Raw genomic sequence first — 21,226 nt, forward strand, 5'->3', positions numbered from 1 at the left:
GCTGCTCAGGGCGTGGGCAGCCAGCTGACGTGCCCGGCCAGCAACGCGTACCCGACGAAGGCGACAGTGTCGATCAGCCCGTGCGCGGCGACCAGCGGCATCACCCGCCCCCAGCGCCGGTACAGCAGGCAGAAGACCACGCCCATCACCATGTTGCCGACCAGCCCGCCGACACCCTGGTACAGGTGGTACGAGCCGCGCAGCACGGAACTGGCGACCAGCGCGGCGGGCCAGCCCCAGCCGAGCTGCTGGAGCCGCCGCAACAGGTAGCCGAGGACCACCACCTCCTCCAGCACCGCGTTCTGCCAGGCGGAGAGCAGCAGCACCGGGATCCGCCACCACACCTCGGGCAGGCCGGAGGGGGCGACGGTCAGGTTGGCACCGCCGGCCTGCGCGGCCAGGTAGAGCAGCAGCCCGGAGCCGCCGATCCCGGCGGCGACCAGCGCGCCGCGGCCGAGGTCGGAGAGCTTGCGGGTCAGGTCGAAGCCGAGGGCGTTCCTGAGCGAGCTGCCCTCGCGGATCAGCAGGTAGCCGACCAGCACCACCGGCATCAGGCCGCGGCCGATGTAGTACAGCTGCCAGGCGAGGTCCAGCCAGGGCCGGCCGGGGGCCCGGGAGGCGTTGAGGCTGGCGACCTGCTTGCCGAGGGCGAGCGGTTCGGTGAGCGACCCGGCGAAGCTGATCAGCGCGGCGACGCCGCTGGCGCCGAGCGACAGTCCGAGGACGATCAGCAGTTCGGCGCCCAGCAGCCGGCGGGTCAGCGGCCGGGCGGAGGGCTCGGTCGAAGCGGTCGTCACCTGTGGCCTCCGGGACGCTGGGTCGGCCGGTGGCCGGGTGCCCGGCCGCCGGAACGATCATCCAACCACAGCGCCCCGGGGCGCGGGGCTCACCCCACCGGCCAGGTGTGCACCGGCTCCCCGGTGCGCATGTACTCGGCGTACCGGCGGGTCATCGCGGCGATCGCGGCCTGCGGGTCCATCCCGTAGTTCTCCCGCAGCCGGTGCACGGTGGCGGCCTGCCAGGCGGCGCCGTTGGTGCGGCGCAGGCAGCGCTGCTCGATGATGCCGAGGTAACGGTCGCGGTCGGCGGGCTCCACGCCCCACTCGTCCAGGCCCTGGTGGGCGAGCGGCAGCAGGTCGTTCAGCACCAGCTCGGTGGTGGCGACCGGGGTGAGCTGGCCGCGTCCGCCCCGCCCGCCGCGCGGCCAGTACTGGACGGCGTCGATGCCGTACCGGGCGCCGGCCTGGAAGTTCTCGTCGGCCTTCTCGAAGGGCAGCCTGGTCCAGATCGGCCGGGGCTGCTCGGCCAGCACCCGGACCAGCCCGTAGTAGAAGGCGGCGTTGGCGAGGGTGTCGGCGACCGTCGGGCCGGCCGGCAGGCAGCGGTTCTCCACCCGCAGGTGCGGGACGCCGTCGGCGACGTCGTACACCGGGCGGTTCCACCGGTAGATGGTGCCGTTGTGCAGCCGCATCTCGCCGAGCCGCGGGACGCCGCCGGAGGCGTAGACCTTCGCCGGGTCCTCGTCGTCGCAGATCGGCAGCAGCGCCGGGAAGTACTTGAGGTTCTCCGCGAACAGATCGTGTGCGGAGTCGACCCAGCGCTCCCCGAACCAGGTGATGGGGCGCACGCCCTGCGCCTTGAGCTCCGCCGAACGGGTGTCACAGGCTTGCTGGAAGAGCACGGGGCGCGTTTCGCGCCAGAGCTCCCGCCCGAACAGGAAGGGCGCGTTGGCGCCGAGCGCCAGCTGCACGCCGCAGATCGCCTGGGCGGCGTTCCACACCGAGGCGAAGCGCTCGGGGGTGACCTGCAGGTGCAGCTGCAGGGAGGTCGCGGCGGCCTCGGCGACCATCGACACCGACTCCACCGCCAGGTGCTCCACGCCCTGGATGTCGAGCGCGATGTCCTCCCCGCGGGCGGCCAGGATCTGGTCGCTGAGCAGGGTGTACCGGTCGTTGCGGCTCATCGCGTCGATGCCGGTGTGGTCCAGGTCCAGGGTCGGCAGGATGCCCACCATGACGATCCGCGCGCCGACCTCGGCGGCCTTGCGGTCGGCGTAGCGCAGGCAGGTGTCGATCTCCTCCCGCAGCTCCTCCAGGACGTGCCCGCCGAGCCGGCGCGGCGCGATGTTGACCTCGATGTTGAACTGGCCCAGTTCGGTCTGGAAGTCCGACGAGGCGATCGATCCCAGCACCTGCGCGTTGCCGAGCACGGGCATACCCTGCTCGTCGGCGAGGTTGAGCTCGATCTCCAGTCCGATCATCGCCTTCGGGCGGTCGAACCGTTCCTCGCGCAGCATCCGCTCCAGCACGTCCAGGCACAGCTGCAGCTTGCGGCGGTAGAGCTGCCGGTCGGACAGCTCCGCCCGGGTCGCGACGACCTTCTCGCCCACGGGTGTGCTCCTCCCCCTCGGTCGAACGTGCAAGTCATCATGCCCACCGCGAAGATCCCTAGCCAGACCGCCCGAACGCAGTAGCGGTGCAAGCTTTCTGACGATCTTTCAGTGACAGATCGACTTGCCGGGCACCACCGAACGTGATAAGAAGGTCACCCTGCGCACCTGTTCGAGTAGAATTCGCACTGCGCTCCGGCCGGACTCCAGCCGTTCTCCAACCCTCGGACGGCCCGCCCGCGCCCCGCCCGGCGATCATGCCCAACCGGACACGGCCCAGGTCCCCCTTCACACCGACGCCCCGCCGGTATGCCGCACTCGCACGCCGATCTCGCACGGAGAGGCGACTCCACATGACCTTGCACATGCTTCAGCCACCGCCCAGCGCACTGCGCGCGGTCCACGCCGCGCTCGGTTCCCAGGACGCGCTGCGCCAGCCGGCCGCCGCCGTCCTGCGCCACAGCCCCGGCCCACTGCTGCCGGCGCACCCGCTGGCGGTGTACGTCCTGGACGGCCCGGACGGCCGGCTGGCCGGCGCGCGCCGCACCGGATGGCGGTTCCTGGTGCGGCACACCGCCAAGGCCGCCGATCCGGCGGCGGACGGGCCGGTGCGCGAGTCGCTGGGGCGCGACGGGCTGGGGCCGGACGGGCCGGGCGAGGTGCTGGCCGCGGCCGAGGTGGTGGAGACCGCCGAGGGGCACGCCTTCTCGCACTTCACCGCCGGGCCCTACCTGGACTCCACGGTGCGGGCGCTGCGCCAGGCCTGGCAGCTGGTCCAGGGCGGGCACACCCGCCTGCAGCCGCGGCTGCTGTCGATGCCCGGGCACTACGCGACCGCCCTGTGGCTGCACGGCAGCACGCCGGGCGAGGACCTGCTGATCCCGCTCGCCCCGGCGCCGCTCGGGGTGACCGCGCACCAGGTCTATCCGGCGGCCGAGTTGCTCGCCCGGCTGGAGCCCACCGGTTCGGGCCATCCGGGCATGACCCGAACGGGCCAGAGCGGGATGGCCCAGCTGTGCGCGACTTCGACAAGTAGCCATCCGGCCGGGTGATCTCGGGCCCTCATCTGTGGCGCATGTCACCAAATGGCTGCGCTCGGGCCTCGGTATGCCGACACTGGGAACCAGCGGCGGAGGGGGCACTGTCCTACCCACCGTGGAGCCGGTTCACACCCGAACCGGACGGCGAACCGAGCGAGGTACGACGATGTGCCAGCACCGACCCGAGTGTCCTTCGGCGGAGTCCCCCGACCGTGAGGCGGCCGCCGTGGCCGCCTCCCACCCCGACCAGGGGTGGAGCCTGCTCTGCAACGGCGTCCTGATCTTCGAGGACACCGGCGAGCTGCTGCCCGACGGCAGCGTCATCGCGCCTCGACGACCGCTCGCCCTGGCGTAGGGAACACCGAAGGGGTGCGGGGCCGCCGGCCCCGCACCCCTTCGGTTTCACCCTCAGGCGTCGTACTCGTCCAGCGGCGGGCACGAGCAGACCAGGTTGCGGTCGCCGTACGCACCGTCGATGCGGCGCACCGGCGGCCAGTACTTGTCCGCCGGGTTCACGCCGGCCGGGAAGACCGCCTCGTGGCGCGAGTAGGCGTGCTCCCACTCACCGGTCAGCGTCGCCGCCGTGTGCGGGGCGTTGGCCAGCGGGTTGTCGTCCTTCGGCCAGGCGCCCGTGCCGACCTTCTCGATCTCCGCGCGGATCGCGATCATGGTGTCGCAGAAGCGGTCGATCTCGTGCAGGTCCTCGGACTCGGTCGGCTCGATCATCAGCGTGCCGGCCACCGGGAACGACATGGTCGGCGCGTGGAAGCCGTAGTCGATCAGGCGCTTGGCGATGTCGTCCACCGTCACGCCCGTCTCCTTGGTGAGCGGGCGCAGGTCGATGATGCACTCGTGCGCGACCAGGCCGCCGGGGCCGGTGTAGAGCACCGGGAAGTGCGGGGCCAGGCGCTTGGCGATGTAGTTGGCGTTCAGCACCGCGACCTGGGTGGCGCGCTTGAGGCCCTCGCCGCCCATCAGGCGCACGTACGCCCAGGAGATCGGCAGGATCGCGGCCGAGCCCCACGGGGCGGCCGAGATCGGGCCGACACCGGTGGCCGGGCCGGCCTCCGCCTGCAGCGGGTGGTTGGGCAGGTACGGCGCGAGGTGCGCGCGGACCGCGACCGGGCCGACGCCCGGGCCGCCACCGCCGTGCGGGATGCAGAAGGTCTTGTGCAGGTTCAGGTGCGAGACGTCCGCGCCGAACTTGCCCGGCTTGGCGAGGCCGACCAGGGCGTTCAGGTTGGCGCCGTCGACGTACACCTGGCCGCCGGCCTCGTGCACCATGGCGCAGATCTCGGTGATCTCGGTCTCGTACACGCCGTGGGTGGACGGGTAGGTGACCATCAGCACCGAGAGCTGGTCGCGGTGCTGCTCGATCTTGGCCTTCAGGTCCTCGACGTCCACGTCGCCGTCGACCAGGGTCTTCACCACGACGACCCGCATGCCGGCCATCGCGGCGGAGGCCGCGTTGGTGCCGTGCGCGGAGGACGGGATCAGGCAGACGTCGCGCTGGGTGTCGCCGTTGGCCAGGTGGTAGGCGCGGACGGCCAGCAGGCCGGCCAGCTCGCCCTGGGAGCCGGCGTTCGGCTGGATGGAGACCGCGTCGTAGCCGGTCACCTCGACCAGCTGCTGCTCCAGCTCGCGGATCAGGGTGAGGTAGCCCGCCGCCTGGTCGACCGGGGCGAAGGGGTGCAGCTGGCCGAACTCCGGCCAGGTCACCGGCTCCATCTCGGTGGTCGCGTTGAGCTTCATGGTGCAGGAGCCCAGCGGGATCATGCCGCGGTCCAGCGCGTAGTCGCGGTCCGACAGGCGGCGCAGGTAGCGCAGCATGGCGGTCTCGGAGCGGTGGCTGTGGAAGACCGGGTGGGTCAGGTACTCGTCGGAGCGCAGCAGCGCCTCCGGCAGGGTCTCCGCGTCCTCGGCGATCTCGGCGGTGACGCCGAAGGCGGCGAAGACCGAGGCCAGGTGCTCGCGGGTGGTGGTCTCGTCGCAGGAGATCGAGACTGTGTCCTCGTCGACCTGGAAGAGGTTGACGCCCTCGGCGAGCGCGCCGGCGACCACGGCGGCGGCCCGGCCCGGGACGCGCACGGTGACGGTGTCGAAGAACGACTCGTGCGCCGGCTCCACGCCGCCCGCGCGCAGGCCGGCGGCGAGCGCCGCGGCGTAGCGGTGGGTGCGGCGGGCGATGTCCGCCAGGCCGTCCGGGCCGTGGTAGACGGCGTACATGGAGGCCATCACGGCCAGCAGCACCTGGGCGGTGCAGATGTTGGAGGTGGCCTTCTCGCGGCGGATGTGCTGCTCGCGGGTCTGCAGGGCCAGGCGGTAGGCGCGGTGGCCGTCCGCGTCCACCGAGACGCCGACCAGGCGGCCGGGCAGGTTGCGGGCGTACGCGGCGCGGACCGCGAGGTAGCCGGCGTGCGGGCCGCCGAAGCCCATCGGGACGCCGAAGCGCTGCGAGGTGCCGCAGGCGATGTCGGCGCCCAGCTCGCCCGGGGACTTCAGCAGGGTCAGGGCCAGCAGGTCGGCGGCGACCGCGACGACCGCGCCCAGCTCGTGGGCCCGGTCGATCAGTGGCTTGAGGTCGCGGACCGCACCGGAGGCGCCCGGGTACTGCACCAGCACGCCGAAGACGCCGCGCTCGGCGACCTCCGCCGGGATGCCGTTCGACAGGTCGGCGACGACCACCTCGACACCGGTCGGCTCGGCGCGGGTCTCGATCACCGCGATGGTCTGCGGCAGCGAGTCGGCGTCGACCAGGAAGACGCCGCCCTTGACCTTGGTGACGCGGCGGGCCAGCGCCATCGCCTCGGCGGCCGCGGTGCCCTCGTCCAGCAGCGAGGAGCCGGAGGTGTCCAGGCCGGTCAGGTCGGCGACCAGGGTCTGGAAGTTGAGCAGCGCCTCCAGGCGGCCCTGCGAGATCTCCGGCTGGTACGGCGTGTACGCGGTGTACCAGGCCGGGTTCTCCAGCACGTTGCGCAGGATCACCGGCGGGGTGAAGGTGCCGTAGTACCCCAGGCCGATCATGGAGGTCAGCACGGAGTTGCGGCCGGCCAGCTCGCGCAGCTCGGCGAGCACCTGGGCCTCGGAGCGGCCGGCCGGCAGGCCCAGCGCGGTGAGGCTGCGGATGGCGGCGGGGACGGCGGCGTCGGACAGCTCGTCCAGGGAGCCGTAGCCGACCTGGGCCAGCATCTTGTCCTGCGCGGCGGCGTCGGGGCCGATGTGGCGGCCCTGGAAGGGACTGGCCTGCTCGAGCTCGGTGAGGGAAGGCTTGGCGTTCATGGGGGTCGGGGCCTCCTGGTCACGGACCGGCGGGGGTACGCATGCCGGTCCGGACGCCGTGGGAGCCGGAAAAGCAGACGAACCCGTCAGGCCTCCCCCTCTGTCATCGGTACCTGAGAGCTTCGCCGTGCCGGCGCCGTGAGGCGTCCCGTCGACTTGCACCGTCGGTGAGGGTGGTGCCGCCGGCTCCTGTGCCGGCGATCCTGCCCTGCTTTCCAGAGTGACCTGATCCCGTTCGGTACGGATGCCTGAGAGATTCCGGGGAGGAGTTGCTCCTTCGGCGCCCCTTCGCACCCGCTCGCGCGGGGCCGGGGACTCTCCCGAGCGGGCTCGGCGGTCGCCGCCCAGGGTACCAGCGCGAACGTTCCCGATCACCGGTCCGGGCCTGTGATCTGCCCCGGACGGCTGAGCTCCGCTCGCCGGTGTCCGATACATGTCGTTTCGTGTGAAGTGGTGGTCGGCCAGCTCCTCCGACCACCCCCCTTTGACGGATTCTCAAGGAGCAGCAGGACTGGAGGACAGCGTGCAGACCGATATCGATCCGCGCGACCTGATCGGACACAAGGCGGTCGACCGGAACGGTGACAAGATCGGCACGGTCGACGAGGTGTATCTGGACGACGCGACCGGCGAACCCGAGTGGGCCGCCGTGCGCACCGGAATCTTCGGCCGGGACGCCTTCGTCCCGCTGACCACCAGCGAATTCTCCGGGGACGAGCTGCGCGTCCCGTACGACAAGTCGCTGATCAAGGAATCCCCGGACTTCGGTGTGGGGCAGCACCTCTCCCCCGCCCAGGAGCTCCAGCTGTACCGCTACTACGGGCTGGACACCGGCAACGGCCAGCCCGTGCCGCCGACCGCGGCCAACGGCTCCCTCGCCGCGGAGCGGCCCGCCGACAAGTCCATGGACAAGCCCGTCGACCGGGACTTCGGCACCACCGCCCCGGTCGCCGCCGCGGCGGCGGCCCAGGCGGCCGGCGCCCAGCCCGCGCAGCACGCCCAGCCCGCCGTGAACCGCACCCTCGCCCCGCCGCCGACCTACGCCGCGCCGGCCGAGCACAAGCTCCCGCAGACGCAGCCGCAGCCCCAGGCGCACGCCCGGACGGCGGCCACCGGCGACGCGCCCGCCGCCCCGATCGAGATCACCTGCCGCGAGGAGCGCCTGGAGATCACCACCGAGTGGCACGAGCTGGGCACCGCCCGGCTGCGCAAGTACGTGACCACCGAGCCGGTCGAGCGCCGGGTGCCGGTGGTGCGCGAGCGGGTGCGGGTGGAACGCGTCCCGGTCACCGAGCAGGAGCGGGAGTCGCTCACCGAGCAGGAGATCGACGAGGCGATGGAGGAGGTGACCCTGCGCGAGGAGCGGCCGGTGGTGCGCAAGTACCTGGCCCCGATCGAGCGGGTGCGCCTGGTGGTGGAGCGGTACACCGAGGAGGAGGTGATCCACGAGGAGCTGCGCCGCGAGCAGGTCGAGGTGCACGACTCGACGGCCGAGCCCGCCGCCGGTCCCTCCGGCCGGTCGGCCGGCACCCGGCAGCACGGGGCGCCGCAGCCGAACGGCGTCCAGCAGCACGCCGCGCAGCAGCTCGGCATCCAGCAGCCCACCCAGGCGCACCCCGCGCCGATGGGCACCGTCCCGCTGTCGCACCCGGCGCCGCTGCACAACGGTCACCCCGAGACGGTGGCCGCGGCCACGGTCCGGCCGGAGCCGCTTCGCCCGGCCTGATCCGCGCCGCCACCGGCCCCGGTCCGCTCCCCGCGGACCGGGGCCGCCGCTTTGCCAAAGCTTCACCCGACGATATTTGACAGACTGAAGTATCTCCCTGCATGGTTACTTCAGCTGATTCACTATCGCCTGCCTGAAGAATGAGGAAGTCACCGTGAGCGAGGCATCACAGCCCACCGTCACGGCCGCCGCGCCGACCAGCGCCCGCGTGCTGCCCGCGCTGATCGTGGCCATGCTGGCCTTCACCGTGGTGCAGACCGCGGTCGTGCCGATCCTGCCCTCGCTCGCCAAGGAGCTGGACGTCTCCGGCTCCAGCATCACCTGGCTGATGACGGCGAACCTGCTCTCCGCCGCCGTGCTCACCCCGCTGCTCGGCCGCTTCGGCGACCTGCGCGGCCGCAAGCCGATGCTGCTGGTCTCGCTGGCCGGCCTGGTCGCCGGTTCGGCGCTCGCCGTCTCCACCCACTCCTTCACCTGGCTGGTGGTCGCCCGCGTCCTGCAGGGCGCCGGCGGTGGTGTGCTGCCGCTCGCGATCAGCATCGTCCGCGACGAGATGCCCCGCGAGAAGGTCACCGGCGGCGTCGCCGCCATCAGCGCCTCGATGGGCGTCGGCTCCGGCCTCGGCCTGGTCGCCACCGGCCTGCTGCTGGAGCACTGGAGCTACAAGTCGATCTTCTGGATGGGTCTGGCCTTCGGCCTGATCGCGGTCGGCCTGGTCGCCCTGCGCGTCCCCAAGGACCCGGTCGTCGACAAGAACGGCGGCGCCGACCCGCTCGGCGCGATCACCCTGGCCGGCTGGCTCTCCGCCCTGCTGATCGCCGTCAGCCAGGGCAACCACTGGGGCTGGACCTCCACCAAGACCCTCGGCCTGTTCGCCGTCGCCGCCGTGGTCGCCCTGATCTGGATCCTCATCGAGGTCAAGGTCAAGCACCCGCTGGTCGACATGAAGATGCTCTCCCGCCCCGCGGTCGCCTTCACCAACATCTCCGGCCTGCTCATCGGCTTCGGGATGTACGGCTCCTTCCTGCTGATCAGCAACTTCGCCCAGACCCCGGAGAAGCTGGCGCACTACGGCTTCACCGCCACCGTGCTGCACGCCGGCATCATGCTGCTGCCCTCCGCCCTCGGCTCGATGGTCGCCGCCCCGGTCGGCGCCCTGCTGATCGCCCGCCGCGGCCCCCGCCTGCCGCTGGTTCTCGGCGGCCTGCTCGGCTCCGCCGCCATGGTCTACCTCGCGGTGCGCCACGGCCACGAGATCGACATCTACCTCTCCTCGGCCGTCTTCGGCCTCGGCGTGGGCCTGGCCTACGCCGCCATGCCGGCCTACATCAACGGCGCCGTCCCGGCCGAGCAGAGCGGCATCGCCAACGGCATGAACGCCGTGCTGCGCACCGTCGGTGGCGCGATCGGCACCGCCGTGATGGGCGCGATCCTCACCGGCGACACCATGAAGCTGCCGATCCCGGTGCAGCTGCCCACCCTGGACGCGTACCGGCACGCCTTCTGGATCGCCGCCGTGATGTGCCTGGTCGCCGCGCTGGTGCCGTTCGCCATCCGCCGCATCAAGCCCGTCGAGCCCGTCGCCGCCGAGCAGGCCGCACCGGAGCTCGCCAAGACCGACGCCTGAGGTCTCCCCGACCAGGCGTCCTCCCCCGCCGGCCCCGGACAGGCCGGCGAGGAGACCGGGAAGCGTACGGCCCTGAGGGCATCGAGACCGTACGCCGACCCGGCCGACAACCGGCCCCGCACCCCTGGACAGGTGCGGGGCCGTTGCCGTCCCCGGCTCAGGAGCCGAGCTGCACGGCCATCAGACAGACGGTGTCGGACGCCCGGTCGAAACAGACCCTCGCCTTCCCCGCACGCACCAGGGACCCGGTGAGTTCCTCGGACCCGACCCAGTCCGCGCCCGCCGGGGCGAACCGGCTCAGCGCCTTGCGCAGCCGCTCGTTCTCCAGGCCCTCGTGGACCGTCCGCTCGTCCTCCACGGCCTTCTCGGCCGCATCCTCGATCGACCAGTCACGAAGCCCGCCGCCGACGCCACGGCCGCCACCGCTCCGACACCCACGCCCAGGAACACCCGACGACACACCACCCGCCTCCCGGCCCCGCTCATGACTGGACCGGGTACTGCGACGGGGCCACCGTGGTCTCCTTGCCGTCAGGACCGATCCCGACGTGCTTCCTGTTCGGGTCGAAGAGGTCGTGCGCGCTCACGAACACCAGGCCCGCGGCGCGGTCGAAGCACAGCGTCGACCCCACCGGGCCAACTGCCGACGACTCATCAGCCCCCTGACCATCAAACGATGTGGATCATTCAACACCGGGGCGCAGCGCCAGCGGGCCGGAAGGCTCCAACTCCGGGTCGTCGATGGCGAAGGTACGGACCCGGCCCGGCGGGCTGTCCGGGGTCTCGAAGCGGACGGTGACCCGGCCGACGCCGCTGCCCTGGACCCAGCCGGGGCCGAGCTCCGCGTGGGTGACGTCCTGGCCGGGCCACCAGCGGCGGGCGGCGGGCGGCTCCTCGACCGCCTCGGCGGCCACCGGCTCCGGCTCGCTCTCCTCGCGTTCCTCCCGCTCGGCGCGCTCGGCCCGCTCCAGCTGGGCGAACAGGTCCTCCTGGGTGAAGTCGGCGAGCTGCGAGACGCCGACGCCGAGCAGCCGCACCCCGCCGGTGACGTCCACCTGCAGGGCCAGCCGCCGGGCGGTCGAGGCGATCACCTCCTCGTCGTCGGTCGGCCCGCGCAGCGTCTCGGAGCGGGTCAACGTGGAGAAGTCGAAGCGCCGCACCTTGAGCACCACCGTCCGCCCGGAGCGCCCGGTGGCGTGCAGCCGCCGCACGCAGCGCGCCGCCAGGTGGTCGATCTCGCGCAGGATCCGGTCCCGGTCGGCCAGGTCGACCTCGAAGGTGTCCTCCACCGACACCGACTTGGCGTCCCGGTCGGGCACCACCGGCCGGTCGTCGAGACCGAGCGCCATCGCGTGGACGCCCGCGCCGTGCGCCCGCCCGAGCAGCTGCACCAGCTCCTCCGGCCCGGCGGCGGCGAGGTCGGCGACCGTGGTCAGCCCGGCGCGGCGCAGCGCCTGCTCGGTGGCCGGGCCGATGCCGGGCAGGGCCCGCACCGGCATCGGGCTGAGCACGTCCCGCTCGGTGCCGACGCCGACCAGCACCAGCCCGTCCGGCTTGGCCTGCTCGGAGGCGATCTTCGCCATCAGCTTGGACCCGGCCGCGCCGACCGAGGCGGTCAGCCCGGTGTGCTCGACGATGTCGGCGCGCAGGTCCTCGGCGACCGCCAGCACCAGCTGCGCGCCCTCGCCGGGCCCGGCGTCGCGCAGCGCCGGACCGTACGGCCCGGCCTCCAGGTCGACGAACGCCTCGTCCAGGCTGAGCGGCTCGACCAGCGGGGAGCGCTCGCGCAGCAGGGCCATCACGATCTCGCTGTTGCGCCGGTACGCCTCGAAGCGCCCGGTGAGGAAGGCCGCGTTCGGGCAGAGCCGGCGGGCCTGCGCCATCGGCATCGCCGAGTGCACCCCGAACCTCCGCGCCTCGTACGAGGCGGTGGAGACCACGCCGCGCCCGCCCAGCCCGCCGACGACGACCGGCTTCCCGCGCAGGCTCGGCTTGGACGCCTGCTCCACCGCGGCGAAGAAGGCGTCCATGTCGAGGTGGATGATGCTCGGCACGGTCCGCACCTGTCGATCATCGCGCACGGGTACGACAGAGCGCCGCACCCGCCGCCCGGCCGGTCAGCGCGCGCTGCCCGCCCCGACGCTGTCCGCCCCCGTGCTCCTCGCTCCCACCGCGGCCGCCTCGACGACCGGGCGGACGGTCGCCAGGACCAGCACCCCGGCCGCCAGGCCCACGCAGCCCGCCACCAGGTAGACCCGGTCCAGCCCGGCCGCGAACGCCACGTGCGGGTCGACGGCCCCGGCGAAGTCCCGCAGCCGGTCCTGGAAGACCGTGCCGAGCACCGCGATCCCGAGCGCGAAGCCGAGCTGCCGCCCGGTGCTGACCACCCCGGCCGCCATGCCGGCCCGCTGCGGCTCCACCGCCGCCAGCGCACTGGACATCAGCGAGGGCGTCGCCAGCCCGACCCCGACACCGGTGACCAGCAGGCCCGGCACCAGCACCGCCCAGCCCGAACCCGGGCCGACCAGGCAGAGCATCAGCGTCCCGGCGCCGATCAGCAGCAGCCCGTACCCGATCGGCCGCCGCGGCGCGGCCTGCGGGAACAGCCGGGCGCTGAGCGGCGCCACCACGAACGCCGACGCCGCCAGCGGGCACACCACGAGCCCCGCCCCCAGCGGCCCGAGGCCGAGCACCTGCTGCAGCCACAGCGAGGTGTAGGTGAGCTGCGCGAACGCGCCGGCCGTCAGCAGCAGGCCGCCCAGCGTCAGGCCGAGGAAGCTGCGGTTGCGCAGCAGCGCCAGGTCCAGCAGCGGCCGCTCCGCCCGCCGCTCGACCAGGACGAACCCGGCCAGCGCCAGCGCGGCGCCGACCAGCGGGACGAGCACCCGCGGGCTGCCCCAGCCGCGCTCGCCGCTCTCGATCAGGCCGTACACCAGCGCCGCGCCGAACCCGGTGAACAGCACCGCGCCCGCCAGGTCGAACCGGCCGCCGCCGGCCCGCGACGCCTGCGCGGGGACGGTCGCCCGGGTCAGCAGCACCGCGGCCGCCGCGACCGGCACGTTCACCAGGAAGATCGACCGCCAGCCGAAGCCGTCGGTGAGCAGCCCGCCGAGCACCGGCCCGACCGCCGCAGCGGCGCCGTTGACCGCGCCCCACACGCCGAAGGCCACACCGCGCTCGCGCCCCCGGTACGCGGCGCCGATCAGCGCGGTGGTGGAGGTCATCATGGCGGCCCCGCCGACGCCCTGCGCGGCGCGGGCCGCGATCAGCGTCCCGGCGCCCGGCGCCAGCGCGCAGCCGAGCGAGGCGGCGGCGAAGACCACCAGCCCCAGCAGGTAGAGCCGGCGGTGGCCGACCCGGTCGCCGAGCGAGCCGAGCGCCATCAGCAGCGCGGCCAGCATCAGGGCGTACACGTCGACCACCCACTGCAGGGCGGTGAACGAGGAGTCGAGGTCGGCGGACATCTGCGGCAGGGCGACGTTCACGATGCTGACGTCGACCAGCAGCATGAACGCCCCCAGGCTGATCGCGGCCAGGGGGATCCACTTGCGCATGGCGGGGCCTCCGGTGGGTCGTAGGAATTTCTCCACACCATCGGGCCCTGACCCGTCGATCCCCCACCCATCCACCAGATTCCGCAGGATTCCGACACCGGCTAGCCTTCTCCCCGTGGAATCCGACAGCTACGACCTCCTGGACCGGCAGCTCGCGCACGCCCTCCAGCTGAACGGCCGCGCCCCGTTCAGCCGGATCGCCCGCGCCCTGGGCGTCTCCGACCAGACGGTGGCCCGCCGCTACGCCCGCCTGGTCGGCACGGGCGCGCTGCGGGTGCTCGGCCTCTCCGCGCCGCACGCCCTGGGCGAGGAGCGCTGGCTGCTCCGGGTGCAGTGCACCCCGGACGCGGCCGGCACCCTCGCCGAGGCGCTGGCCCGCCGCGAGGACACCACCTGGGTCGGCCTGAGCGCCGGCGGCACCGAGATCAACTGCGGCACCCGCTTCCACCCCGACCAGCAGGACGGCACCCTGCTCCTGCAACGGCTGCCACGCACCCCGAGCGTGGTCGGGGTGACCGCCCAGTGCGTGATCCACACCTTCTTCGGCGGCGCGCAGGGCCTGGCGATCAAGTCCGGCGCGCTCACCGCCGAGCAGGTCGCCCTGCTGCTGGACGGGACACCCGCCCCCACCGGCCCCCCGCCCGCCCTGGAGCGCGCGGATCGCCGACTGCTGGACGCACTGGCCGTCGACGGCCGGGCCAACCTCACCGACCTCGCCGCCGCCACCGGCTGGTCCGCCGCCACCGTCCGCCGCCGGATGGACGAACTGGAGCGGCACGGCGCCCTCTACTACGACCTCGACCTGGACTGGCGGGTGTTCGGCCTGCGCACCACCGCCCTGCTGTGGCTGTCCGTCCCGCCCTCCCGGCTGGCCGCCACCGGCGAGGCGCTGGCCGCCCACCCCGAGCTCGCCTTCGTCTGCGCCACCACCGGCCCCACCAACCTGCACGCCGTGCTGCTCTGCCCCGACGTGCGGTCCGTCTACACCTACCTGACCACCCGGATCGCCGCCCTCGACGCCGTCGACCGGGTGGAGAGCGCCCCCGTGCTGCGCACCGTCAAGGGCCCCGGCCCGTTCCGCCGACCGCCCACCCGCGCCGCCCGCCCGGCTACTGCTCCAGCGCCCGGCTGATCCCGTCCTCGTGCGGCCCGAGGAACGTCGGGTCGCTGCGGAACACCGTGTTCAGCAGCGCCTTGCCGGCACCGGGGATCTCCCGGAACCCCCCGTAGTACCAGGTGATGTCGTGCCACTCCTCCACCCCGACGCCGTACGAGTCGATGCCGGCCGCCTCGCACAGCGCCAGCGCCCGGCGCACGTGGAACGTCTGGCTGACCAGCAGCGCCCGGTCCACGCCGAAGATCCGGCGCGCCCGGGAGCAGGAGTCCCAGGTGTCGAAGCCCGCGTAGTCGCCGACCACCTTCACCGCGGGCACGCCCCGGTCGATCAGGTAGCCGCGCATCGTGTCGGTCTCGTCGTAGTCGGTGCGGCCGTTGTCGCCGGTCACCAGGATCGCCCGGACCTTGTGCTGCCGGTACAGCTCCAGCGCCGCGTCCAGCCGGTGCGCCAGGTACGGCGAGGGCTCGGTGCCGAACAGCCCCGCGCCGAACACCACCGCGACCGGCGCCTGCGGCGCGCTCTCCACCGTCCCCACCCGGCTGCCCGAACCGGACCACAGCCAGGCGCTCGGCGCCAGCGCCAGCACGCTCAGCGCCACCACCGCCTGGAACCAGCGCCGCTGACCCCGCCGGCCGGCCAACCCCGCCGGACGCCACCTGACCAGCCACCACGCCGCCCGCCGCACCTGCCCGGCCCGACGCCGCACCACACCAGTGATCCTCACACCAGCCCCGACGACTCCGGCCGCCGAGCGGTTCCGGCTATCCCGCGCGGTTGCGGCGCTGCGCCAGCTCGTCCGCCGGGTCGTGGCCGACAACCGTCTCGCCGGTGTCGGTGCGCTCCGCGTGCAGCCGGCTCAGCGCCGCCTCCAGCTCCTGCCACACCGCGCCGACGCCGATCCCGAACACGCCCTGCCCGCCGCCCAGCAGGTCGACCACCTGCTGCGGCGAGGTGCACTCGTAGACCGTCGCGCCGTCGCACATCAGGGTCATCCCGGCCAGGTCCGCCTGCTCGGCCTGCTGCAGATGGGTGACCGCCACCCGGATGTTCTGCAGTGACACGCCGGCGTCCAGCAGCCGCTTCACGATCTTCAGCAGCAGGATGTCGCGGAAGCTGTACAGCCGCTGCGCGCCCGCCGCGTACACCGAGCGGACGCTCGGCTCCAACAGGCCGGTGCGGGCCCAGTAGTCGAGCTGGCGGTAGGTGATGCCGGCGGCCGCGCACGCGGTCGGGCCGCGGTAGCCGACCAGCGCCGAGGTCGGCGCCAACCGCTCGATCGCCGGCGCCTCGGCCTGCACCGCCGGGAAGCGGCCCACTCGGGGCAGCTCCGGCTCCTCGGCCGGCTCCGGGCTCCACGGACGCCCGATCAGCCCCCGGCCGGCACGCGGCACATGCACGGCGCACAGGCCGCCCGAGGCCGTCTCGTCGCCGCTGCCGACCATCGCCGACCCTCCGTCCACTACTCCCGCGGGCCCGGGCCCGGGTGGCCCGTCTGCCGGAGCCATCACCTGACGGTAGGCAGTCACTCGTAGACCGTCAACGATCGCCACGCCGACGGTCTCCGACAATGTCACCCGCGAGGGTGGTTTTTCGTGCCCCAAGTGTGGGTAGTCCCCCACAATTTCGGCCTTCGCGACTTGCGGTGCCCCGCCCGCCGCACTAATGAGTCGCGGCCGACGAGTCGCGACGCCGCGACTACTGCGGGCCGCCCCCGAAGTCCTCCGGCGAGACCTGGTCGAGGAACTCGCGGAACTTCTCCACCTCGTCCTCCTGCTCGTCCGGGATCGAGATGCCCGCCTCCGCCAGCACGTCCTCGGCACCGAAGATCGGCGTGCCGGTGCGCAGCGCCAGCGCTATCGCGTCCGATGGCCGGGCACTGACCTCCACCCCGCCGGCGAAGACCAGCTCCGCGTAGAACACGCCGTCCCGCAGTTCGCTGATCCGCACCTCGGTGAGCTGGTGGCCGAGCGCGTCCAGCACGTCCTTGAAGAGGTCGTGCGTCAGCGGCCGCACCGGCGTCATCCCCTGCTGGGCGAAGGCGATCGCGGTCGCCTCGCCGGGGCCGATCCAGATCGGCAGGTACCGATCGCCCCCGACCTCCCGCAGCAGCACGATCGGCTGGTTGGAAGGCATCTCCACCCGGACACCCACGACGTCGAGCTCATTCACACTGGCAACCCTATGGCCCTCGGAGCCGATATGAAAGCGCAGCCGGTCGTCCCGGCGGCCGCCTCAGGGCCGCGCACGCAGCCCTGCCTGCACCATCGCCGCGTGCAGCCGCACCGACAGGGTGGCCAGTTCCCGCGCCGTCGCCTCGGCGTGCGCCCGGGTCTGCGGGTTGCGGTGCCGGCGCAGCGGCGCCACCACCTGCTCCACCAGAGCGACCTCCCGGTCGGCGGCCGCCTTCATCGCCCGCAGGTGGCGCGGCTCCAGCCCGTACCGGCCGAGCTCCGCCACCAACCGGGCGATCTGCAGCGCCTCGCCGTCGTAGCCGCCGTCCGGCCCGGCCGTGACCAGCCCGTACGACTCCCACTCGACCAGCTCCGCCTCGCCCGACTCGGCCGCGGCGATCAGCTCCGCCCGGCCCAGCCGCACCCCGGCCGACGCCCCGGAGGCCGCGACCAGCTCGCGGTCCGCCTCCTCCAGCGGGCCCGGCCGCGCCTCCGCGGGGGGCAGCGCCGGCGGCGCCTCCCCGCGCTCCATCGCGTCCAGGTGCTCCCGGATCACCCTCAGCGGCAGGTAGTGGTCGCGCTGCATGCGCAGCACGTACGCCAGCCGCTCCACGTCCGCCGGGCTGAACTTGCGGTAGCCCGACGGGGTGCGCTGCGGCTCGACCAGGCCCTCCGCCTCCAGGAAGCGGATCTTGGAGATGGTCACCTCGGGGAAGTCGTCCCGCAGGTGGGCCAGGACCGCGCCGATGGAGAGCAGCTCGTCACCGCGCCGCCGGGCCTCGCCCGCGCGGCGGGAGGCCGGCACGGGCGGAGCACCGAGGGAGGTGGGTGTCTGTGGGGTCACGCGGGCTCCCGCCGAAGTCGTGGACTAGTACCCCCGGTGGTGGCCGGCGAAGTACACCAGGCGGTACTTGCCGATCTGCACCTCGTCGCCGTTGTTCAGCACGACCTCGTCGATCCGCTCCCGGTTGACGTAGGTGCCGTTGAGGCTGCCCACGTCCGCCACCGAGAAGCCGCCGCCCCCCTGGCGCCGGAACTCCACGTGCTTGCGGGAGACCGTGACGTCGTCCAGGAAGATGTCACCCTGCGGGTGACGACCGGCCGTGGTCTTGTCCGAGTCCAGCAGGAACCGGCTGCCCGCGTTCGGGCCGCGCAGCACGATCAGCAGCGCCGAACCCGGCGGCAGGGCGTCGATCGCCGCCATCACCTCGGCGGACAGCGCCGGCGTGGCACCGGTGCTGCCGGCCGAGGTCGCGTTCGGGTCGTACGACTCGATCCCGGAGATCGAAATGGTCGAGGTGGTCTCGGCCGCGCCCTCCGGCAGGCCGCGCAGGGCGGTGCCGCAGTTGGAGCAGAAACGGGCCGTCGCCGGGCTCTGGTGCCCGCACCGCGGGCACGGGCTCGTCCCAGCCATGTTCACAGCCTCCTGGCGCGGCACACCCGGCTGGACGTGCCCGGCGTAGGGATCCGGGGCAAACCCTCCACCAGAGGTTGAGGGTCCTGACGCGAAACCTATGCGCGCGGCGCCCGCCGAATCAACCGACGCGCCGTACGCGTCGAAGGAACCCGTCGGGATGCCCGCGCCCTGGGTCGCGTTGTCGTCCCGGAACAGCGGCCGCTCCTCGTACTGGTCGCCCGTCGGCGCCGGACGCATCCCCGGCACGCCGGCCTCGTCCTCACGGCGGTGTCGCGCGGTCGGCGCCTCCACGGCCGCCGGCTGGCGGTTGCTACGTCCGAACAGCTTCCCGAAAAAACTCACGGGCGAATCCCCTTGCGTGTGACAGACCCGCCCGCGGGGCAGGGTGAAGCCGACAGTATGACCCAGTGTGACCGACGGTAGGCGGCGACCCGCCACCGGGGGCGGCAGGAAACTGACGATCCGTGCGGAATCCGTTCCCTCACTTCGCCGCCGGCTTGCCGTACTGCAACTGCTTCGGCGCGACCAGCGCGTCGACGACGACCTTCTGCTGCTGACTGATGGTGGCCTTGGCCTGCTGCTTCTCCAGGCTGCGGACCACACCACCGGGAATGTTCAGGGCGGGCGTCAGATCCTGCGGATTCCCGATCACGGTGAAACGGAACGGCTGCGCGACGTTCTTCCCGTCGATCTGCACCCCGCCCGACGCGTTGTCGGTGAAGTAGGTTCCGGCCACCACACGCACATCGTTGATCTGAATCGCCTCCGCCCCCGCCGCTCGGAGTTCCTGCAGCGTGTCCAGCAGCATATCCGCCTTCACCTGCCCTTGGGGATCGTCGATCGTCAGCACGATCCCCGGACCGGTCGCCTTCACCGTACCTGCCAGAACACCCAGTTCAGCCGTCTTCTTCCTGGTCTGCTCCTGAGCTTCCTTGGCCTGATTGGAACTGTTCTCCAACTGCGCCAGGGACTGCTCCAGCTGCGCCTTCTCCTGCTGAAGACGCTGCTGACGGCTGTCCAGTTCGTCGAGGATGCGAACCAGATCCTCCTGGCGCGCCCCGCGCAGCTGGTCGTGGTCGTTGGTCGAGCGCACCTGGATGGCCAGACCCAGCCCCAGCGCGAACAGCAGCAGCGCCACCACCAACTGCCCCCGCGACACCCGCGGCGGCCACAGCGCGGCCCGCATCCGCCGCCGCGCGTCCGACGGCACCGCCGCCTCGCCGGGCTCGGCGGGCTCGGCGGGCTCGGCGGGCTGCCCCACCGGCTCCACGGGCTCCGCAGACACCTCCGGCTCCACGGGCTCGGCCGACCCCACGGGCTCCGCGGGCTCGGGCGCCGCCTTCTCCGACAGCTCCTCGGGCTCCCGGTGCTCGCCCTTGTCCTTGTCCCTGTCCTCGTTCGCCACGGCTCGCTCCCTACGCCCTGAACACGTGCCGGCGGATCGCCGCAGCGTTGGAGAAGATCCGGATGCCCAGCACGACCACCACACCGGTCGACAGCTGCGACCCGACGCCCAGCTGGTCACCCAGGAACACGATCAGCGCCGCCACCACGACGTTCGACAGGAACGACACCACGAAGACCTTGTCGTCGAAGATCCCGTCCAGCATCGCCCTGACACCGCCGAACACCGCGTCCAGCGCCGCCACCACCGCGATCGGCAGGTACGGCACCACGGCGTCCGGCACCTCGGGCTGGACGAACAGGCCGACGACCACGCCGATCACAAGACCCAGTACGGCAATCACGGTGTTGCGACTCCTGTCCGAGTAGATGTAGGGGAGGGAGAGGCCGACGCGCCCGGCGACGCCGAAGCGGACGCCGACGCCGAAGCCGACGCGGTCGGCGTGGGCACCACGGGCTGGGCCCAGCGCAGGGTCACACCCAGCGCCGCCGGCAGCGTCAGGTTCTTCTGCACCGACAGCGCGTACTTGATCCCGTAGCTGTCCTGAATGATCTTCAGGTACCGGCCTCCCTGGTTGTCCTGGAACCCGGCCGCCAGCTGCGGCCCGTTCCCGATCGCCAGCACCGTGTACGGCGGCACCAGCGGCCGGTTGTCCACCAGGATCGCGTCACCGGCCGCCCGGATCGCCGACAGCGCGGTCAGCCGCTGCCCGTTCACCGAGATCCCCTCCGCACCGGCCTGCCACAGCCCGTTCACCACGTACTGCAGGTCGTGGTCCTTCAACCGGCCGCTGTTGCGGAAGCCCTCGGCGTTGCGCGGGTCGCTCACGTTGCCGCCCGCGCCCGTGCCCGACGCGTCCTCTATCACCAGCTTGATGCCCGGGCCCGTCATCGCCGCGGTCCCGGTCTGCGCGGCCAGCTCCGCCAGGCCGCCGTCCCCCGTCTGCAGCGCCTGCTGCTGCGCCGCGGCGACCTTGTCGCGGTCCTCCTCGACCTGGTGCTGCAGCCGGTCCGCCGCCTTGGTCGCGTCGTTGACCCGGTGGATCAGCGCGTCCCGCTCCTTCGCGAGGGCCGGCGCCGCCTCGTGCGTGTTCACCGCGCCCACCGTCACCACGGTCGCCGCCAGCCCCAGGCCCAGCGCCAGCATCAGCCGACCCTTGGACGTCCCGGGCAGCCGGTACGGCCCGGCCGAGCCCTTCGCCTTGGCCGCCTCGGCGTACCCGTCGTCGAGGCTGTGCTCCATCACCGTGGTCAGCAGGGACATCGAGGCGTCCGGGCGGTTGTACCGCCCGTTCTGGTCACCCGGCGTCGACGTTGCTGGCATGCGGGACATCGTCCCACGTCGCGGCCGCCGACCACGACCTGCCCCTGCCGGTGGCGAACGGATCGTCGACGGATCGCAACATACCGACACGAAGGTGGGGGGGGGGGGGGGGGGGGGGGGGGCGCCCCCCCCCCCCCCCCCCCCCGCCGCGGGCCCGGGCGCCCCCCCCCCGGCGCCG

Annotated in this window: 20 protein-coding genes and 1 riboswitch; of the genes, 5 read left to right on the top strand and 15 right to left on the bottom strand. The window is 73.0% G+C overall.

Going from position 1 to position 21,226, the window contains the following annotated elements; translation table 11 throughout:
- Positions 1 to 5 precede the first annotated feature (5 nt).
- A complete protein-coding gene (locus tag ACGFX4_RS24160; RefSeq protein ID WP_393078007.1) occupies positions 6 to 797 on the bottom strand; it encodes a CPBP family intramembrane glutamic endopeptidase in 792 nt (263 codons plus the stop codon).
- Between the two features lie 89 nt (positions 798 to 886).
- Positions 887 to 2,389: a glutamate--cysteine ligase gene (locus ACGFX4_RS24165; protein ID WP_393078009.1), complete on the bottom strand. Its 1,503-nt coding sequence runs from the start codon at positions 2,387 to 2,389 to the stop codon at positions 887 to 889.
- Between the two features lie 365 nt (positions 2,390 to 2,754).
- Here ACGFX4_RS24165 and ACGFX4_RS24170 point away from each other — a divergent pair, with 365 nt between their 5' ends.
- Both ACGFX4_RS24170 and ACGFX4_RS24175 read left to right on the top strand, forming a co-directional pair.
- Positions 2,755 to 3,441 carry a hypothetical protein gene (locus ACGFX4_RS24170; RefSeq protein ID WP_393078012.1) on the top strand — a complete coding sequence of 229 codons (687 nt, stop codon included), beginning with the start codon at positions 2,755 to 2,757 and terminating at the stop codon, positions 3,439 to 3,441.
- A 154-nt stretch (positions 3,442 to 3,595) separates the two neighbouring features.
- Complete coding sequence (locus tag ACGFX4_RS24175; protein WP_345696084.1) at positions 3,596 to 3,784, top strand: DUF5999 family protein; 189 nt, start codon at positions 3,596 to 3,598, stop codon at positions 3,782 to 3,784.
- Positions 3,785 to 3,837: 53 nt separating this feature from the next.
- Here the strand turns inward: ACGFX4_RS24175 and gcvP are convergent, their stop codons facing one another.
- Complete coding sequence (gene gcvP / locus ACGFX4_RS24180; protein WP_393078014.1) at positions 3,838 to 6,708, bottom strand: aminomethyl-transferring glycine dehydrogenase; 2,871 nt, start codon at positions 6,706 to 6,708, stop codon at positions 3,838 to 3,840.
- Positions 6,709 to 6,934: 226 nt separating this feature from the next.
- A riboswitch (glycine riboswitch) is annotated at positions 6,935 to 7,041 on the bottom strand.
- 190 nt (positions 7,042 to 7,231) lie between these two features.
- On the opposite strand from gcvP, the gene ACGFX4_RS24185 reads away from it, so the two are divergent.
- Positions 7,232 to 8,434 carry a PRC and DUF2382 domain-containing protein gene (locus tag ACGFX4_RS24185; RefSeq protein ID WP_393078017.1) on the top strand — a complete coding sequence of 401 codons (1,203 nt, stop codon included), beginning with the start codon at positions 7,232 to 7,234 and terminating at the stop codon, positions 8,432 to 8,434.
- 154 nt (positions 8,435 to 8,588) lie between these two features.
- On the top strand, positions 8,589 to 10,061 hold the full coding sequence (locus tag ACGFX4_RS24190; protein WP_393078020.1) for an MFS transporter: 1,473 nt from the start codon (positions 8,589 to 8,591) through the stop codon (positions 10,059 to 10,061).
- Between the two features lie 157 nt (positions 10,062 to 10,218).
- Here ACGFX4_RS24190 and ACGFX4_RS24195 read toward each other — a convergent pair whose 3' ends face one another.
- The 4 genes from ACGFX4_RS24195 to ACGFX4_RS24210 all read right to left on the bottom strand — a co-directional run bounded on the left by ACGFX4_RS24195 (position 10,219) and on the right by ACGFX4_RS24210 (position 13,615).
- Positions 10,219 to 10,419, bottom strand: coding sequence for a hypothetical protein (locus ACGFX4_RS24195; protein ID WP_393078022.1), 201 nt, complete (start codon positions 10,417 to 10,419; stop codon positions 10,219 to 10,221).
- A gap of 124 nt (positions 10,420 to 10,543) precedes the next feature.
- A complete protein-coding gene (locus ACGFX4_RS24200; RefSeq protein WP_393078025.1) occupies positions 10,544 to 10,693 on the bottom strand; it encodes a hypothetical protein in 150 nt (49 codons plus the stop codon).
- A gap of 51 nt (positions 10,694 to 10,744) precedes the next feature.
- The gene (locus tag ACGFX4_RS24205) at positions 10,745 to 12,124 is read right to left on the bottom strand and encodes a DNA polymerase IV (RefSeq protein ID WP_393078028.1); all 1,380 of its coding nucleotides are present in this window, start codon (positions 12,122 to 12,124) and stop codon (positions 10,745 to 10,747) included.
- Between the two features lie 54 nt (positions 12,125 to 12,178).
- A complete protein-coding gene (locus ACGFX4_RS24210) occupies positions 12,179 to 13,615 on the bottom strand; it encodes an MFS transporter (RefSeq protein ID WP_393078031.1) in 1,437 nt (478 codons plus the stop codon).
- Positions 13,616 to 13,730: 115 nt separating this feature from the next.
- Here ACGFX4_RS24210 and ACGFX4_RS24215 point away from each other — a divergent pair, with 115 nt between their 5' ends.
- Positions 13,731 to 14,747, top strand: a complete 1,017-nt coding sequence (locus tag ACGFX4_RS24215; RefSeq protein ID WP_393078034.1) for an Lrp/AsnC family transcriptional regulator — start codon at positions 13,731 to 13,733, stop codon at positions 14,745 to 14,747.
- Here the strand turns inward: ACGFX4_RS24215 and ACGFX4_RS24220 are convergent.
- From ACGFX4_RS24220 to ACGFX4_RS24255, 8 genes are all read right to left on the bottom strand, one after another.
- Positions 14,725 to 15,438, bottom strand: coding sequence for a vancomycin high temperature exclusion protein (locus ACGFX4_RS24220; protein WP_393078054.1), 714 nt, complete (start codon positions 15,436 to 15,438; stop codon positions 14,725 to 14,727). The two genes, ACGFX4_RS24215 and ACGFX4_RS24220, sit on opposite strands and share 23 nt — an antisense overlap.
- Positions 15,439 to 15,493: 55 nt before the next feature.
- Positions 15,494 to 16,174 carry a MerR family transcriptional regulator gene (locus ACGFX4_RS24225; protein ID WP_345696092.1) on the bottom strand — a complete coding sequence of 227 codons (681 nt, stop codon included), beginning with the start codon at positions 16,172 to 16,174 and terminating at the stop codon, positions 15,494 to 15,496.
- Positions 16,175 to 16,427: 253 nt separating this feature from the next.
- The gene (locus ACGFX4_RS24230) at positions 16,428 to 16,901 is read right to left on the bottom strand and encodes a bifunctional nuclease family protein (protein ID WP_345696093.1); all 474 of its coding nucleotides are present in this window, start codon (positions 16,899 to 16,901) and stop codon (positions 16,428 to 16,430) included.
- Positions 16,902 to 16,964: 63 nt separating this feature from the next.
- Positions 16,965 to 17,708 carry a MerR family transcriptional regulator gene (locus ACGFX4_RS24235; RefSeq protein ID WP_345701766.1) on the bottom strand — a complete coding sequence of 248 codons (744 nt, stop codon included), beginning with the start codon at positions 17,706 to 17,708 and terminating at the stop codon, positions 16,965 to 16,967.
- 63 nt (positions 17,709 to 17,771) lie between these two features.
- Positions 17,772 to 18,662, bottom strand: a complete 891-nt coding sequence (locus ACGFX4_RS24240) for an FHA domain-containing protein (RefSeq protein ID WP_393078038.1) — start codon at positions 18,660 to 18,662, stop codon at positions 17,772 to 17,774.
- A 139-nt stretch (positions 18,663 to 18,801) separates the two neighbouring features.
- Positions 18,802 to 19,725 (bottom strand): DUF881 domain-containing protein, encoded by a 924-nt coding sequence (locus ACGFX4_RS24245; RefSeq protein WP_393078041.1) that lies wholly within the window; start codon positions 19,723 to 19,725, stop codon positions 18,802 to 18,804.
- Positions 19,726 to 19,735: 10 nt separating this feature from the next.
- Positions 19,736 to 20,068, bottom strand: a complete 333-nt coding sequence (locus tag ACGFX4_RS24250; protein WP_073927316.1) for a small basic family protein — start codon at positions 20,066 to 20,068, stop codon at positions 19,736 to 19,738.
- Positions 20,065 to 21,048 (bottom strand): DUF881 domain-containing protein, encoded by a 984-nt coding sequence (locus ACGFX4_RS24255; RefSeq protein ID WP_393078045.1) that lies wholly within the window; start codon positions 21,046 to 21,048, stop codon positions 20,065 to 20,067. Before ACGFX4_RS24255 ends, ACGFX4_RS24250 begins: the two co-directional genes overlap by 4 nt.
- Positions 21,049 to 21,226 lie beyond the last annotated feature (178 nt).

Origin of the sequence: Kitasatospora sp. NPDC048365 (assembly GCF_043200835.1) — a bacterium.
Lineage (GTDB): Bacteria > Actinomycetota > Actinomycetes > Streptomycetales > Streptomycetaceae > Kitasatospora > Kitasatospora terrestris.

What these genes read in the sequence shown, in the direction of transcription:
- ACGFX4_RS24170 (WP_393078012.1), top strand. Translation starts at nt 2,755, where the DNA reads ATGCTTCAGCCACCGCCCAGCGCACTGCGCGCGGTCCACGCCGCGCTC.
- ACGFX4_RS24175 (WP_345696084.1), top strand. Translation starts at nt 3,596, where the DNA reads ATGTGCCAGCACCGACCCGAGTGTCCTTCGGCGGAGTCCCCCGACCGT.
- gcvP (WP_393078014.1), bottom strand. Translation starts at nt 6,708, where the DNA reads ATGAACGCCAAGCCTTCCCTCACCGAGCTCGAGCAGGCCAGTCCCTTC.
- ACGFX4_RS24210 (WP_393078031.1), bottom strand. Translation starts at nt 13,615, where the DNA reads ATGCGCAAGTGGATCCCCCTGGCCGCGATCAGCCTGGGGGCGTTCATG.
- ACGFX4_RS24225 (WP_345696092.1), bottom strand. Translation starts at nt 16,174, where the DNA reads ATGGTCGGCAGCGGCGACGAGACGGCCTCGGGCGGCCTGTGCGCCGTG.
- ACGFX4_RS24255 (WP_393078045.1), bottom strand. Translation starts at nt 21,048, where the DNA reads ATGCCAGCAACGTCGACGCCGGGTGACCAGAACGGGCGGTACAACCGC.